A 14,517-nucleotide genomic window follows, 5' to 3' on the forward strand; every position below is an offset into this window, starting at 1 on the left:
GGGGGCCGGTGCGGGACCGGCCCTGCTCAGCCGCGCCGCTGGGTTCGACCGCGCTGGAACGACTGCAGCTGCGCCTGGGAGATGTTCCCCTCGAACAGCGGTGTGAGATCCGACACCGCGGCCAGGGCGCTGGTTTCGTCCCGCTGCAGGCACATCGCTTGCGCCAGATCGGCGCGCAGGAACCACAGCGCCTCGATGCTCGACGCATAGCGGATGCGATTCTCCAGTTGGGGATTGAGTTCGGCGCCACGCACCCCCAGCAGGCGCAACATCGATTTCTGAATGAGCACCATGGCCTGAGGGTCGGGCGCCTTGGGCGCGGACTCGGTGTTCGGCGACAGGATCGAAGTGAGGCTGCTGAGAAAGGTCTTGACGCTTTGCATGCTTGTGGATGCCTTTCGTGTGAGCCGAACTGGCAGAAGGGTGTGGCACCTCTGCGGAACTGTTGGCTTTATACCCGATACCGTATTTTCCGTGCGAATTCGCACGACAACACGCCCAATGCGGGTGCATTCCCGCGCGAAGCGGTGGAGGCGCGGACCCGGCTGAACAGCGCTTGACTTCCCTTGGCCCGTGGGCGTTGAATCCGTGCAACCCCCTTTGGCGGGGTCTGACGGGAGGTCTTCATGGGTGCGGCTTGTTACCTCTGTGAACACCAGTACGGCTTGATTCCCGGCCAGAGCCCGGGCGATGCGGTCGGGGCCTGCAAGCTGTGTGGCGTGCTCGCCTGCCTGGCGCACGGCATGCGCGACAAGAGCCGGCCTGCGTATGTCTGTGGCTGTTGTGTCGTCGGGCTGCTCGCGGCGGCCGCGGGCAAGACTGCGGGTGGCACGGGTGATGCGCCGGCGGGCCCACGGGACGATCGCGATCCGGCGGCGGGCGGGCCCTCCGGATTCGCCCTCTGGGCACGGGAGGTCGAGGAGGTCGAGGACGTGATCGACGACCTGGCCGATGAGCGCTGGGCATGGCTGCGCGACGACGCGGGGTATCTCTCCCAACTGCTGGCGGGGCCCGACACGCCCGCCCGTCTGAAAAGCTACGCCCGACCGGACGCGGCCAGGTCGCGCGCCCTCATGGGGGCGGCCGCCGCGCTCGCGACGCAGCTCAACCTCCCGGAGAGCGAACTGGCGCCCGCGCTGCGGCTCGTGGTGCAGGAGGTGCGCCGTGTCTGACGGGTCGCTTGTCGTCCGGGCGCTCGGCTCAAGCGCCGAAGCCTCACTGCCGCAGTACGGCAGCGGGTCCGAACTGGCGCACGCCAGGTACCTGCGCATCGCGCGCCTGGACGATGCCTCGCAATCGGGCATCTTCGCGGTGAATCCGGTCCTTCGTCCCGGTGCCAGGGACCAGATCTTTCTGCTGCCGGGGCAACTGGGCCTGACGCACGACGGCAGCGCGCCCGTGTCGGCGGTGCCAGCGACCGCGTGGGCCTATCGGCGCGCCCAGCTGTTCACGACCACCGGCGCTCTGGTGCTGGCCGTGCTCTGCGTGGCTTTCCTGTCGGCGTGGATCGACGGCACGCTCGCCCTGGGCAAGCTGGACGGCTGGGCGTGGCTGCGGTTTCAGGCATCCACCCTGAACGCCATGGCCTTCGTGTCCTGGGTCTGCAAGCTGGTCTCGCCGATGCTGGCTTTCCTGCTCGCGCTGTGGTTCAAGAAATGAAGGCTCAGCCGGGCGCCTTCTCCATCGCCTTGGCCATCGTCTTGCCCAGCTCCACGCCCCACTGGTCGTAGGCGTTGATGCGCCAGATGGCCGCCTGGGTGAACACCTTGTGTTCGTGCAGCGCGATCAGCGCGCCCAGGCGCATCGGGTCCAGGCGGTCGAGCCAGAGGATGTGGCTGGGGATGTTGCCCTCGAAGCTGCGGTGCGGCGCCATCGACTTTGCGTCGGCTTCGCCCAGTCCGTCCTGTTGCAGCAAGCCCTGCGTGTCGGCCAGCGGGCGGCCCCGTGCCATCGCCTCGGCCTGGGCGCGCAGGTTGAGGTTGACCACCGCGTGGTGCGTGGCGGCCAGGGGCAGCGGCGTGTCTTCGTTCTCCACGCCGATGAAGTCCACCGGCACCATGTGCCGGCCCTGGTGGATGAGCTGGAAGTAGGCGTGCTGCCCGTCAATGCCCAGGCCGCCCCAGACGATGGGGCCGGTGTCCACCGTGGCAGGTGTGCCATCGGTGTGCGTGTGCTTGCCGTTGGACTCCATGTCCATCTGCTGAATGAAGGGCGTGAAGCGCACCAGCCTCGAGGCATAGGGCACGATCAACTGCGTGGGCAGGCGCAGGAAGTTGCGGTTCCACACACCGTGCAGGGCCATGCGCACTGGCAGGTTCTGCGCCAGAGGGGTGTCGAGGAAGTGCGCGTCCATCTCGCGCGCGCCGGCCAGGAAGGCGCGGAAGTGCTCGGCCCCGATGGCGATAGCCAGCGGCAGGCCCAGGGCCGACCAGACCGAGTAGCGCCCGCCGACCCAGTCCCAGAACAGGAAGGTGCGCTCGGCCGGATAGCCCAGCCTGGCCGCCTGCGCGGGCGACGCGGTGATGGCCACCAGGTGCTGTGCCAGGGCCTCGGCCGGACAGCCGTTGTCGCGCAGCCAGCGCTGCGCGCTCGCCGCGTTGGTCAGCGTCTCCTGGGTGGTGAACGTTTTGCTGGAGACGATGAACAGGGTGCGCTGCGCGTCCAGTCCGCGCAGCACGCTCCACAGCGCCCAGGCGTCCGGGTTGGACACGTAGTGCACGCGCACGCCGGGGTGGGCGAGGTGGGCCAGGGCGTCGGCCGCCATGCGCGGGCCGAGGTCGGAGCCGCCAATGCCGATGTTCACCACGTCGGTGATGGCCTGGCCGCTGTGGCCCAGCACCGTGCCGGCGCGCAGCGCTTCGGCGAAGTCGCACACCCGTTGCAGTTCGCGCTGCACATCGGCCTGCACCGCCGCGCCCCACGGCCCGGTGTGCAGCGGGTCGCCACGCAGGGCCACGTGCAGCACCGGGCGGTCCTCGGTGGTGTTGATGCGATCGCCCCGGAACATCGCCTCGCGCTGCACGGCCAGATCCGACTGCTCGGCCAGATCCAGCAAGGCCTGCTCGATGGCGGGCGAGACGCGCTGGCGGCTGGCGTCGAGCGTGATGCCGGCGGCGCGCAGCGTCATGCGGGCGGCTCGGCCGGTGTCGGCCAGCAACTCGCGCAGGTGGGGTTGTGCGGCATGGGACAGCGATTCGAGCTGTTGCCAGGCGGGCAGGGAGGTGGGCAGGGTCATGTCTTGAGATCCTAGACGCCAGCGGCCAGCGCGGTGGCCTCGCGCGCGAGCTGGGTGATGCGTTTCCAGTCGCCATCGCGCAGCGCATCCGACGGCGTGAGCCAGGAGCCACCGGCCATGGCCACGTTGGGCAGCGTCAGCATGGCGCGCAGGTTCTCGGTGCTCACGCCGCCGGTGGGGCAGAAGCGCACGTCGGGCAGGGGCGCGCCCAGCGCCTTGAGCATGGCGATGCCACCGGCTTGTGCGGCCGGAAAAAGCTTCATCAGGGTGAAGCCGTGGTCGCGCGCCTGCATCACCTCGCTGGGCGTCATCACGCCGGGAACGAAGGGCAGGTTGGCCTTGCGCACCGCCTCCACCAGCGCCGCGGTGCATCCGGGAGACAGCGCGAAGGCCGCGCCGGCCGAAACCACCTGCGGCACCTCGGCCGCGCGCGTGACGGTGCCCGCGCCCAGGTGCATCTGCGGCACGGCGCGTGCCACGGCCTCGATGGCTTGTAGCGCCACGCCCGAGCGCAGGGTGATTTCCATGACGTCGATGCCCCCTTCGAGCAGGGCGTGGGCGAGCGGAACCGCGTGCGCGGCGTCCTTGAGCACGATCACGGGCACGACGCGGGACTTGAAGGCAGGGCGGGAGAAGCAGGTGGTCGTCATGGTGTCTGGGTTCAGCTGGAAAGGGCTTCAACGGGCGCGGCGGGGTGGTGAGCCGGTGGCGCGCCGAACAGGGGGGAGGCCCCCGCCTCGGCCGCGCTGGCCTGCTGGCGGAACAGGCCAAACAGCTCGCGCCCGCTGCCATGCCCGTTGGCGCTCAGGTCGGGGTGGCTGATTCTGCGACGCGCCAGCGTTCTGGCGTCGACTTCCAGCTCCAGCACGCCGCGTTCGCAGTCGAGCGTGATCCAGTCGCCGTCGCGCACGTGGGCGATCGGGCCGTTGGACAGGGCCTCGGGCGTGAGATGGATCGCCGCGGGCACCTTGCCCGAGGCGCCGGACATGCGCCCGTCGGTGACCAGGGCGACTTTGAAGCCCTTGTCCTGCAGCACGGCCAGTGGGGGCGTGAGCTTGTGCAGCTCGGGCATGCCGTTGGCGCGCGGGCCCTGGTAGCGCACCACGGCCACCAGGTCGCGTTCGAGCTTGCCTTCGTTGAACAACGCGAGCAGGTCCTGCTGGTCGCTCACCACGACCGCCTGCGCGCGCACCACGCGGTGCTCGGGCTTCACGGCCGACACCTTGACCACGCTGCGGCCCAGGTTGCCCTGCAGCAGTCGCAGGCCGCCGTCGGCGCTGAACGGGTCGCTGACGGGGCGCAGCACGGCGGTGTCGCCGCTGCGCTCGGGCACCGGGCGCCAGGCCAGCTGGCCGTTGTCGAGCCAGGGTTCGCGCACATAGGCGTCCAGGCCCGGCCCCATCACGGTATTCACGTCGGCGTGCAGCAGGCCCGCGCCCAGCAGTTCCTTCATGAGAAAGCCCATGCCGCCCGCGGCGTGGAAGTGGTTCACATCGGCGCTGCCATTGGGGTACACGCGCGCCAGCAGCGGTACCGCGTGCGAGAGCTCGGCGAAGTCGTCCCAGTCGATCAGCACGCCCGCCGCGCGCGCCATGGCCACCAGGTGCAGCGTGTGGTTGGTGGAGCCGCCCGTGGCCAGCAGGCCGACGATGGCGTTGACGAGGCTTTTCTCGGTCACGATGTCGGCCAGGCAGAGCGCGGGCTCGCCGGTGCGCCCCGTGTTGGCCAGCGCGCGTTTGACCGCGCCCCGCGTGAGCGCATCGCGCAGTGGCGTGCCGGGGTTGACGAAGGACGCGCCCGGCAGGTGCAGGCCCATGATCTCCATGAGCATCTGGTTGCTGTTGGCCGTGCCATAGAACGTGCACGTGCCGGGGCTGTGGTACGCCTGCGACTCGGATTCGAGCAGCGCATCGCGCCCCACCAGACCTTGTGCGTACTGCTGGCGCACCTTGGCCTTGGCGTCGTTCGACAGGCCCGAGGTCATGGGGCCGGCGGGCACGAACACCGCGCTCAGGTGGCCGAACTGCAGCGACCCCATGAACAGGCCGGGCACGATCTTGTCGCAGATGCCGAGGAACAGGGCGGCGTCGAACACGTTGTGCGACAGCGCCACGGCGGTGGACAGCGCGATGACGTCGCGCGAGAACAGCGAGAGCTCCATGCCGGCCGCGCCCTGCGTGATGCCGTCGCACATCGCGGGCACGCCGCCGGCGACCTGCACGGTGGCACCCAGCCGGTGCGCATGGTCGCGGATCTTCTGCGGGTAGGTTTCATACGGCTGGTGCGCCGAGAGCATGTCGTTGTACGCCGTGACGATGCCGATGTGCGGCGCGCGCTCGGCATGGATCTGGAGCTTGTCGGCCAGCGGCAGCGCGGCCGTGGTGTGGGCCATGTTGGCGCATCCCATGCCGGTGCGCTGCGTGCCGCTCTTGCGCTGCGCGGCCATGGCCGCCAGGTATTCGGCGCGGCTGGCCGCGCTGCGTTCGGTGATGCGCCGCGTGACGCGGTCGAGGACGGGGTTCAGGTTGCTCATGATGTTCATTTCGAAAAAGTCCGTTGCGCGAGGCACTGTCGTCCAGTGGCACCACGGAACCGGCTTGGCCGGGCCGTTGGTGCCGCCCCCTTGAGGGGGGATGCGGCTACACGCAGTGAGCAAGCGACGGGGGTGGGCATGTCTAGGCCAGCCAGACGCTCACCGGCGTGAGGTGCTGGTCCAGCACCAGGGAGACCGGCAGGCTCTCATCGGCGCCCAGGCGGGCCTGCTGGTAGACGGCGAGCTTGCTCGCGCCGGTGATGGAGAGCGCCAGTTCGCGCGTGGCCAGCAGGGCGGGCAAGGTGAGGGTGAGGCGAGCGTGCGGCGCGCGCGAAGCCGGGGCCGGGCGCAGCCAGGTCACCGGGCCGCTGCCGTGCAGCGCCCGGGCCAGGCCCGGCGCCCCCGGGAAGATCGAGGCGGTGTGGCCGTCCTCGCCCATGCCGAGCACGGCCACGTCCATGGGCCAGGGCTGGGTGGCCAGGCGCTGGTTGGCGGCATCGGCCAGGCGCTCCAGCGCGCTGTCGTCGAGCGGTGCCGGCAAGGCGTCGAAGAAGGGCACGAAGCTGGCTTTCGCCGCCGCGCCCTGCAGCAGGTGGGTGCGCACCAGCGCGGTGTTGCTGTCGGCGTGGTCGTGCGGCACGCAGCGCTCGTCGACCAGCAGCACGGTGACGTGCGCCCATTCCAGTGGTTGTTCGCGCAGTTGCTCGAACAGGGCCACCGGCGACTTGCCACCCGAGACCGCCAGCACCGCGTGACCACGCACGGTCGTGGCCTCGCGCAGCCGCCGCGCCACATGGCGCGCGAGCCGTTGCGCGAGTTCGGTCGGGCTGTTGCAGGGGTGCTCAAGTCGCATGCCAGTGCCTTTCAGGCCTCCTCGACCCAGGCCGATCCTTCGCGCGCCATCAAGGCCGACGAGGCGGCCGGTCCCCAGCTGCCGGCGGTGTAGGGGCGGGGCTTCTCGCGCAGGTTGCTCCAGCCGTCCAGGATGGGTTCGACCCAGGTCCAGGCGGCCTCCAGTTCGTCGCGCCGCATGAAGTGCGTCAGACGGCCCTTGATCACGTCCATCAACAGGCGTTCATAGGCCTCTGCGCGGCGTGCGCTGAAGGCCGATTCGAGGTCCAGGTTCAGGCTCACCGGTCGCAGGCGCATGCCGCTGCCGGGCTCCTTGGCCATCATCTGCAGCTGCACGTGCTCCTCGGGCTGCAGGCGGATCATGAGGCGGTTGACCGGCTGGCGCGGTGCGTCCGGGAAGATGGTGTAGGGCAGGTCGGCGAACTCGATGACGATCTCCGAACGGCGCTCGGCCATGCGCTTGCCGGTGCGAAGGAAGATCGGCACATTGGCCCAGCGCCAGTTGTTGATGTGCGCGCGCAGGGCGACGAAGGTTTCGGTTTCGCTGCCAGCGGGTACGTTGTCTTCCTGCAGGTAGCCCACGGCCTTGTCGCCATTGGCACTGCCCGCGGTGTACTGGCCGCGCACCGTGTCTCGCGCCACGTCGGCCACGGTGAGCGGGCGCAGCGAGCGCAACACCTTGAGCTTTTCGTCGCGCACGGCATCCGGGTCGAGCGAGACCGGTGGCTCCATCGCGACGATGCACAGCAGTTGCAGCAAGTGGTTCTGCACCATGTCGCGCAGCGCGCCGGTGCCGTCGTAGAAGCCGGCACGGCTGCCCACACCCACCGACTCGGCCACTGTGATCTGCACGCTCTTGATGTAGGGGCTGCGCCAGAGCGGTTCGAAGATGGTGTTGCCAAAGCGCAGCACCATCATGTTCTGCACCGTCTCCTTGCCCAGGTAGTGGTCGATGCGGAAGGTCTGCGCCTCGCTGAAATAGCGGCCGACCTCGTCGTTGATGGCGCGCGCTGAAGCCAGGTCGTGGCCCAGGGGTTTTTCCAGCACCACGCGCGCGCGCTCGTCGATCAGGCCCGCGCCGTGCAGGTGCGCGCAGATGCCGGTGAACAGCGTGGGCGCGGTGGCCAGGTAGTAAACGCGGTCCGAGCCCGGTTGCATCGCGCGCGCCAGGCCCGCGAAGTCCTCTGGCTGCGTGGCGTCCAGGCACACGTAGCCCAGTCGGTCCACGAAGCCGCGCCAGGCCGCCTCGTCCAGGGATTCGGCGGCGATGAAGCCACGCACCTTCTCGTTCACGAAGGCCATGAAAGCGTCGCGGTCCCAGGGCTGGCGACCCAGTGCGTGGATGCGCGCGGACTCGGGCAGGGTGTGGTGCAGGTGCGCCATGTACAGCGCCGGCAGCAGTTTGCGCACCGAGAGGTCGCCCGCACCGCCGAAGATCACCAGATCGAGGGGTTCGGTGGCGGTGGAGGCGGTGTTCGAGGTGACCATGGTTCTAATTTAGTTACTTGTGGTCATGGCATTTTATTGTAATCAAGTTACAAGCCGAATTCTTTCTGCATGACCATGGCCGGACCTTAACCCGATGGCCCCGACCGTGCACGCGATCGGGGGTTCTTCACCACTTTTTTCCCCGGGGGATGAATCAGCGTGCCAGCACCCGGGGCGGTGCTTCGCTCAGCCGGGCGGCGACCCGGGCCGCGTCCGGCGGCACGCAGCCGGTTTCCATCACGCACAGGCTGGCACTGGCCACCGCGTGCGCAAGCAGGTGCCGCACGTCCTCTTCGTCCAGTGGCAGGGAGTGCGCCTGCGCCGCCCCCAGCAGGGCGATGCGGCGCAGCAGCGCCACCAGCAGGCCGGCCAGGAAACAGTCGCCCGCGCCCACCGTGTCTGCCACAGGCACGGGCGATGTTTCGCTGGCGTGCCAGGCTCGGCCATCGCGGTGCAGCAGCATGGCGCCCTGCGCGCCCAGCGTCAGCGCGAGCCAGGGCGCATCCGTACGCTGCAGCAGTTCGCGCGCACTGTTGAGCGCGTCGGCGCCGTCCAGCCCCAGCGTCACGAGGTCATCGTCGCTCACCTTGATCACGTGGGCCGTCTGCAGCGCGGCCATCACACTGGCCTGGTAGGCGGCCATGTCGGGCACGACGGCGGGACGCAGGTTGGCGTCCACTACCACCAGGCGGCCGGCGGCGCGCTGGGCCTGCAGCCACGGAAGCAGCTGCGCGCTGTCCTCCGGCACCAGCGCCAGACAGCCCGTGACCACCAGGCGCAGCGTGGGCACGGCAGCGCACGCTGCCGTCATGCCGGCGGCGTCCACCGCGCGGTCGGCCACGCCGTCGCGGTAGAAGCTGTAGCTGGCCTTGCCCTGCGCGTCGAGCCCGACCACGGCCAGCGAGGTGGGCTGGTGCACCGGTTCCGGCCGGGCCAGCGCCACGCCCGCCTGCGCGAGTCCGGTGGCGAGGGAGCGGCCGAAACGGTCGCGCGAGAGCGGGTTGAGGTAGAGCGTGCCCACGCCCTGCAGGCCGAGCGCGCGGGTCAGGTTGTAGACCGCGCCGCCGGCGCAGGGGCGCAGCCGCCCTTCGGCGTCTTCGATGAGGTCGATCAGGGCCTCGCCAGCGGTGGCGACCGCGATGGGCCCGAGCTCAGGGGTGCTCATAAGTAAATTAACTTGATTTATGTGCCGGAGGGGAAGTATCGTTCAAGCCCCGAACTGCCCGGCATCGTGAAAACCCCATGGCCCTCCTGCCCGCCACTGACACACCGTCCGATCAGCGCGATGCACCCGCGCGCCTTCGCCCGCGCGGGTCCAACCAGTTGGGCCTGCGGCAATTCAATGACCGCGTGGTGCTGCAGGCGTTGCGCGTGCACGGCACCCTGGCCAAGGCCGACATCGCGCGGGTGACCGGCCTGACTGCGCAGACCATAGGCCTGATCACCGCCCGGCTCGACGAGGACCAGTTGCTGCGCCGCGAGGCGCCTGTGCGCGGACGGGTCGGCCAGCCTTCGGTGCCGCTGGGCCTGCACCCGGACGGCGCGTTCGCCATCGGCATCAAGATCGGGCGGCGCAGTGCGGACTGGCTGCTCGTGGACTTCACCGGCCAGGTGCGCGAGCGCCTGTCAATGGCTTACGACTTTCCCGACATCGCTGAGCTGCTGCCAGCGATCAAGTCCAACCTGAACCGCCTGTTGCGCAAGCTCGGCCCCCTGCGGGACCGCGTGGTGGGCGTGGGCGTGGCGGCACCGCTCCAGCTCGGCGGCTGGCACCGCATGCTGGGATTGACGCACGCGCAGGCGCAGGCCTGGAGCGGCATCGACCTGGCCACCGAGGTGCAGCGGCTCACGGAGTTGCCGGTGAGTTTTGCCAAGGACACCTCGGCCGCCTGTGCGGCCGAGCTGCTGCAGGGGCGCGGGCGCGACCTGCGCAGTTTTCTCTATCTGTTCATGGACACCTTTGTGGGTGGTGCTCTGGTGCTCGATTCGCAGTTGCACCGCGGCCTGCATGGCAACGCCGGCGCGGTGGCTTCGATGCCATTGCATACCGCCCGGGGCAGGGAGCTGCCGCCGCAGCTGGTCACCCAGGCTTCGCTGTGGGACCTTGAGCAGCGCTACCGCGAACACGGCCTGGACCCCATGGCCGCCTACGACGCACGCGCACTGCAGCCACCCTGGCGGACGCACAGCCTCGAATGGATCGCCGGGGCCGCGCGCGCGCTGGCGCAATGCGTGGTCTCGGGCATGGCCTTTCTGGATGTGGAGGCGGTGGTGATGGACGGTGCGGTCGCGCCCGATCTGCTGCGCAGCTTGTGTGAGCAGACCCACTCGGCCCTGGACGCCTACGATTGGCAGGGCTTGCACCGGCCTCGGCTGGCGCTGGGCAGCATCGGCTCCGATGCGCGCGCACTGGGTGGCGCGCTGCTGCCGCTGCACGCGTGTTTCGCGCCCGATCACGACAGCTTCCTCAAGGGCTGAGGCTTGCCGGCGCTACGCCTGCTGCAGGCCGCTGGCTGTGAGCCGCAGCACGCGCTGCGCGCGCGAGGCAGCCGTTGGCGAGTGCGTGACCAGCACCAGCGCCGCGCCGCTGCCCGCCGCTTGGCGCCGCAGCACGTCCAGCACCTGCGCGGCGGTGGTGGGGTCGAGGTTGCCGGTGGGCTCGTCGGCCAGGAGCAGGCCGGGGCGGTGCACCAGCGCGCGCGCGATCGCCACCCGCTGCAACTGCCCGCCCGAGAGTTCGGCGGGCAGGCGCGCGCCGAGGTCGCCCAGGCCCACGGCGTCGAGCATCTGTTGCACACGCGCGGCGTCGGGCCGGCCCAGCAGCAACAGGGGCAGGCCCACGTTCTGTGCCACGTCCAGATGGGGCAGCACGTGAAAGGCCTGGAACACAAAACCCAGGTGCTCGCGCCGCCAGTGCGCACGCTGCGTGTCGTCGAGCCGTCCGAGGTCCACGCCGTCGTGCGTGACCGTGCCTTCGCTCCAGTCGTCGAGCCCCGCCAGGCAATTGAGCAGGCTGGACTTGCCCACGCCCGACTCGCCGACGATGGCGACGAACTCGCCGGGCTCGACGGCCAGACTCACGCCACTGAACACCGGCGTGTCGCCGTAGCGCTTGCCCAGGCGGTCGACGACGAGAGTCATGGACTACCTTCGCCCTGCGGGCCGCGGTGCGAGCTTGCCTGGGAACGGCCCGGCGCAGCGCTCATGGGCGCGTCCCCAACCGTGCCTCAACGGCGCGCAACACCTGCGCGAGCGCGTCGGGCGCGTCGCAGGGTATCACGCGGCGCTGCGGCATGGAACGCAGCCAGGTGAGCTGGCGCTTGCCGAGCTGTCGGGTGGCGGCGGTGCCCAGCGCGCGCAGTTCGTCGAGCTGTTCGGGCGTGAGTGTGTCGCCGTGTTCGGCCATCAGGTCCCAGGCCTGGCGGTAGCCCACGCAGCGCATCGAGGGCAGGTCGGTGGAGAGGTCGCCGCGCGCGCGCAGCGTGCGCATCTCGTCCAGAAAACCCGCCTCCAGCATGTCGTCGAAGCGCTGCGCAATGCGCGCGTGCAGCCAGGCGCGGTCGTGTGGTTCGAGCGAGATCAGGTTCTCAGGCGCCAGCGGGCTGGCCGGGTTGTGCGTGCGCCCTGACTGGAAGCTGGAGATGGGCTGGCCCGAGACCTCGAAAACCTCGAGCGCGCGCTGGATGCGTTGCGAATCGTGGGGTGGCAGGCGCGCGGCGGTGACAGGGTCCACGCGCGCGAGCTCGGCATGCAGCGCGGGCCAGCCCAGGGCGCGCGCACGGGCATCGATGACTTCGCGCACCGTGGCATCGGCCTGCGGCATGTCATCCAGGCCCACGACCAGCGCCTTGAAGTACAGCATCGTGCCGCCCACCAGCAGCGCGGTGCGCCCGCGCGCGGCGATCTCGTCCACCAGTCGGGTGGCGTCGCGCACGAAATCGGCCGCGCTGTAGCTCTGCAGTGGGTCGAGGATGTCGATCAGGTGGTGCGGCACCCGCGCGCGTTCGGCGGCCGTGGGCTTGGCGCTGCCGATGTCCATGCCACGGTAGACCAGGGCCGAATCGACGCTGACGATCTCCACCGGCCAGCGCTGAGCGATGGCCAGCGAGGCCGCGCTCTTGCCACTGGCCGTGGGGCCGGCCAGGGCGAGGCAGCGCGGCGCGGAGCTCATGCGCGCCTCAGTGCGCGGCCGCGGCCACGCGCTGCGGCGCGGCATGGGTTTCGCCGTAGCGCTGCACCAGCGTCCACGCGACGGTGGCGATCAGCACGCTCCAGAACCACAGGCCGTTGGTGAGCGGCAGCACGCTGTCCGCGCCGGCCAGGCTCACGCCGAGCCAGCCGCCCATGCCAAAGGCCGCAGCCATGGAGAGGAAGCCGCTGAGCGCCGAGGCCGCGCCGGCCGCCTGCGGGAACGGACCGACCGCGCCGCTCTGGCCGCAGGGCTGGTGCACGCCATGGGCCAGCGTGAACAGCCAGAACGGCAGCATGATGGCCCAGGTGTTGTGCACACCCAGCAGGCCCAGCACGCCCATGGATGTGCCGGCGGTCAGGGTCATGGCGCCGGCAATGGCCACGGTGCGCCGCAGGCCCACGCGCGGCAGCAGATGGCGGCAGAGGAAGGTGCCGAAGATGTAGGTGAGCGACATGCTGAACATCAGCAGGCCGTAGCCCGTGGTGGAGACGCCCAGCACACGGATGAACACGAAGGACGAGGCCGCCAGGAAGGTGAACAGGCCGCCGTAGGACGCGGTGGACAACAGCGCGAACGCCCAGAAGGTCGGGTGGCGCATGATCTGCACCCAGGTGGACAGCATCGTGCGCGGCTGCAGTGCGCGCGGGTTCTTCTGGGGCAGGGTTTCCTTGAAGCGCCAGGCCACCACGGTGAGCGCGATCACACCGAACACCGCCAGCGACAGCAGCGAGACGCGCCAGCCGAACAGGTCGGCGAGCAGGCCACCGGTGGGGGACGCCGCACAGGCGATCACGCCCAGGCCGGTGAGGCCCTTGGACATGACGCGCGCGCCCTCGGTCGGCGCGTACAGGTCGCGCACGATGGCGCGCGCGCACATCACACCCGCGCCCATGGCCACGCCCTGCAGCGTGCGCCAGACGATGAGCTGCTCCATCGACGGCGCGAACACGGCACCCACCGACGCCACCACGAAGCCCGTCATGCCCACGAGCAGGATGGGCCGGCGGCCGAAGCGGTCCGACAGCGGGCCCCACACCAGTTGCGACAGACCGAAGGCCAGCAGCAGCGCGGTGAGCGTGAGCTGCGCCTGCGCCATGGGCGCGCCAAAGCCCGCGGTGAGCGCGGGCAGGGCGGGGAGGTACAGGTCGGTGGCGATGGGCTGCATGCCCAGCAGCAGGGACAGCACGAGCACGATCAGGCCCGGCGACATGGCGGAAGAAGGCAGGGGGGAAGACATCCGGTCGAGGGTAGCAGAACACCCCCTCGACGCCATGCCCGCGGGGTCGGGAAAACCGCCTACCGCGCGACCGCGTCCGCCGCGTTCACCACGTCCACCGCGGCCGGTTCGTCGCGCAGACCGAACAGCTCGGCCAGCGCCACGCGGTACTGCGCCTGACCCACCGAGTTCGTGTTGTGGTGCGAGCCACCCTCGACCAGCACGAAGGCCTTGCGGCCGGTGGCGGCTTCATACAGCCGGCGCCCCAGCGCGGGCCGGATCAGGCGGTCTTCACCACCGTGCACCACCAGCAGCGGCGAGCCGATGTCGGGCACGCGCTTGACCGCCTCGAAGCGCTGCGTGATCAGCAGCGAGACCGGCAGCCAGCCCCACTTGAAGGTGCTGACCACGTCGGCAATGGAGGTAAACGTGCTTTCGACCACCGTGCCGGCCTCGTCCTGCACCCGCGCCGCGAGTTCGATGGCGATGGCGCCGCCCAGCGAGTGGCCGAAGATGTAGCGCGGCCGGTCGGGGTACTTCGCGCCCAGCCAGTCCCAGGCGGCGCGCGCGTCTTCGTAGGCGGTGGTTTCCGAGGGCAGCTCGTTGGTGCTCTTGCCGAAGCCGCGGTAGTCGACGGTGAGCACCGAGAAGCCGAGGTCCTGCATGCGCCGGGCGCGAAACGCCGAGCCGACGACGTTGTAGCGCGCGCCGTGCAGGTACAGCAACACGGGGGCGTCCGCGCGGCGCGCGAAATCCTCGTGTGCGGCCCACAGTCCGTGCAGCTTCACCGGCTGGCCGGAGGTGGGCTCGGTGTAGTGAATCCACACCTCGTCCATGCTCTGGGCCGCATAGGCGCCCCCCGCCCAGCTGCGGTCCGAGGGCTGGAAGATCCAGGCGCGCTGCTTTTCGTCCAGCGTGGCGCATCCGGCCAGCAGTGCCAGGGCGGCCAGCAAGGTGGCGATGAGACGCTTCATGGCGGTGATGGATGCACCCGGAAGGGG

The 14,517-nt window shown here is 70.1% G+C and carries 14 protein-coding genes; 3 read left to right on the top strand and 11 right to left on the bottom strand.

Annotation, left to right across the window (positions count from 1 at the left end):
* Positions 1-26 precede the first annotated feature (26 nt).
* Complete coding sequence (locus AB7P10_RS11465; RefSeq protein WP_428293984.1) at positions 27-383, bottom strand: hypothetical protein; 357 nt, start codon at positions 381-383, stop codon at positions 27-29.
* A 243-nt stretch (positions 384-626) separates the two neighbouring features.
* Here AB7P10_RS11465 and AB7P10_RS11470 point away from each other — a divergent pair, with 243 nt between their 5' ends.
* Positions 627-1,172, top strand: coding sequence for a hypothetical protein (locus AB7P10_RS11470; protein WP_428293985.1), 546 nt, complete (start codon positions 627-629; stop codon positions 1,170-1,172).
* The gene (locus AB7P10_RS11475) at positions 1,165-1,659 is read left to right on the top strand and encodes a hypothetical protein (protein WP_428293986.1); all 495 of its coding nucleotides are present in this window, start codon (positions 1,165-1,167) and stop codon (positions 1,657-1,659) included. The genes AB7P10_RS11470 and AB7P10_RS11475 overlap by 8 nt, the downstream gene beginning before the upstream one ends.
* A 4-nt stretch (positions 1,660-1,663) precedes the next feature.
* Here the strand turns inward: AB7P10_RS11475 and pgi are convergent, their stop codons facing one another.
* The 6 genes from pgi to AB7P10_RS11505 all read right to left on the bottom strand — a co-directional run bounded on the left by pgi (position 1,664) and on the right by AB7P10_RS11505 (position 9,273).
* Complete coding sequence (gene pgi / locus AB7P10_RS11480; RefSeq protein ID WP_428293987.1) at positions 1,664-3,235, bottom strand: glucose-6-phosphate isomerase; 1,572 nt, start codon at positions 3,233-3,235, stop codon at positions 1,664-1,666.
* Positions 3,236-3,246: 11 nt separating this feature from the next.
* Entirely contained in the window at positions 3,247-3,885 is a 639-nt protein-coding gene (eda, locus tag AB7P10_RS11485; RefSeq protein WP_428293988.1) for a bifunctional 4-hydroxy-2-oxoglutarate aldolase/2-dehydro-3-deoxy-phosphogluconate aldolase, read from the bottom strand.
* Positions 3,886-3,896: 11 nt separating this feature from the next.
* On the bottom strand, positions 3,897-5,777 hold the full coding sequence (gene edd / locus AB7P10_RS11490) for a phosphogluconate dehydratase (protein ID WP_428293989.1): 1,881 nt from the start codon (positions 5,775-5,777) through the stop codon (positions 3,897-3,899).
* Between the two features lie 133 nt (positions 5,778-5,910).
* Complete coding sequence (pgl, locus tag AB7P10_RS11495) at positions 5,911-6,621, bottom strand: 6-phosphogluconolactonase (RefSeq protein WP_428293990.1); 711 nt, start codon at positions 6,619-6,621, stop codon at positions 5,911-5,913.
* 11 nt (positions 6,622-6,632) lie between these two features.
* The gene (gene zwf, locus AB7P10_RS11500) at positions 6,633-8,108 is read right to left on the bottom strand and encodes a glucose-6-phosphate dehydrogenase (RefSeq protein ID WP_428293991.1); all 1,476 of its coding nucleotides are present in this window, start codon (positions 8,106-8,108) and stop codon (positions 6,633-6,635) included.
* A 154-nt stretch (positions 8,109-8,262) separates the two neighbouring features.
* Positions 8,263-9,273 (bottom strand): PfkB family carbohydrate kinase, encoded by a 1,011-nt coding sequence (locus AB7P10_RS11505; RefSeq protein ID WP_428293992.1) that lies wholly within the window; start codon positions 9,271-9,273, stop codon positions 8,263-8,265.
* A 77-nt stretch (positions 9,274-9,350) separates the two neighbouring features.
* On the opposite strand from AB7P10_RS11505, the gene AB7P10_RS11510 reads away from it, so the two are divergent.
* Entirely contained in the window at positions 9,351-10,586 is a 1,236-nt protein-coding gene (locus AB7P10_RS11510; RefSeq protein ID WP_428293993.1) for an ROK family protein, read from the top strand.
* A gap of 12 nt (positions 10,587-10,598) precedes the next feature.
* Here AB7P10_RS11510 and AB7P10_RS11515 read toward each other — a convergent pair whose 3' ends face one another.
* The 4 genes from AB7P10_RS11515 to AB7P10_RS11530 form a co-directional block, all read right to left on the bottom strand.
* Positions 10,599-11,249, bottom strand: coding sequence for an ABC transporter ATP-binding protein (locus AB7P10_RS11515; RefSeq protein WP_428293994.1), 651 nt, complete (start codon positions 11,247-11,249; stop codon positions 10,599-10,601).
* 61 nt (positions 11,250-11,310) lie between these two features.
* Positions 11,311-12,279, bottom strand: coding sequence for a tRNA (adenosine(37)-N6)-dimethylallyltransferase MiaA (gene miaA / locus AB7P10_RS11520; protein ID WP_428293995.1), 969 nt, complete (start codon positions 12,277-12,279; stop codon positions 11,311-11,313).
* Between the two features lie 7 nt (positions 12,280-12,286).
* Positions 12,287-13,537, bottom strand: a complete 1,251-nt coding sequence (locus tag AB7P10_RS11525; RefSeq protein ID WP_428293996.1) for a multidrug effflux MFS transporter — start codon at positions 13,535-13,537, stop codon at positions 12,287-12,289.
* 59 nt (positions 13,538-13,596) lie between these two features.
* Positions 13,597-14,490, bottom strand: a complete 894-nt coding sequence (locus tag AB7P10_RS11530; protein ID WP_428293997.1) for an alpha/beta hydrolase — start codon at positions 14,488-14,490, stop codon at positions 13,597-13,599.
* Between the last annotated feature and the right edge of the window lie 27 nt (positions 14,491-14,517).

Source organism: Hydrogenophaga sp., from assembly GCF_050182545.1.
Taxonomy (GTDB): Bacteria; Pseudomonadota; Gammaproteobacteria; order Burkholderiales; family Burkholderiaceae_C; genus Hydrogenophaga.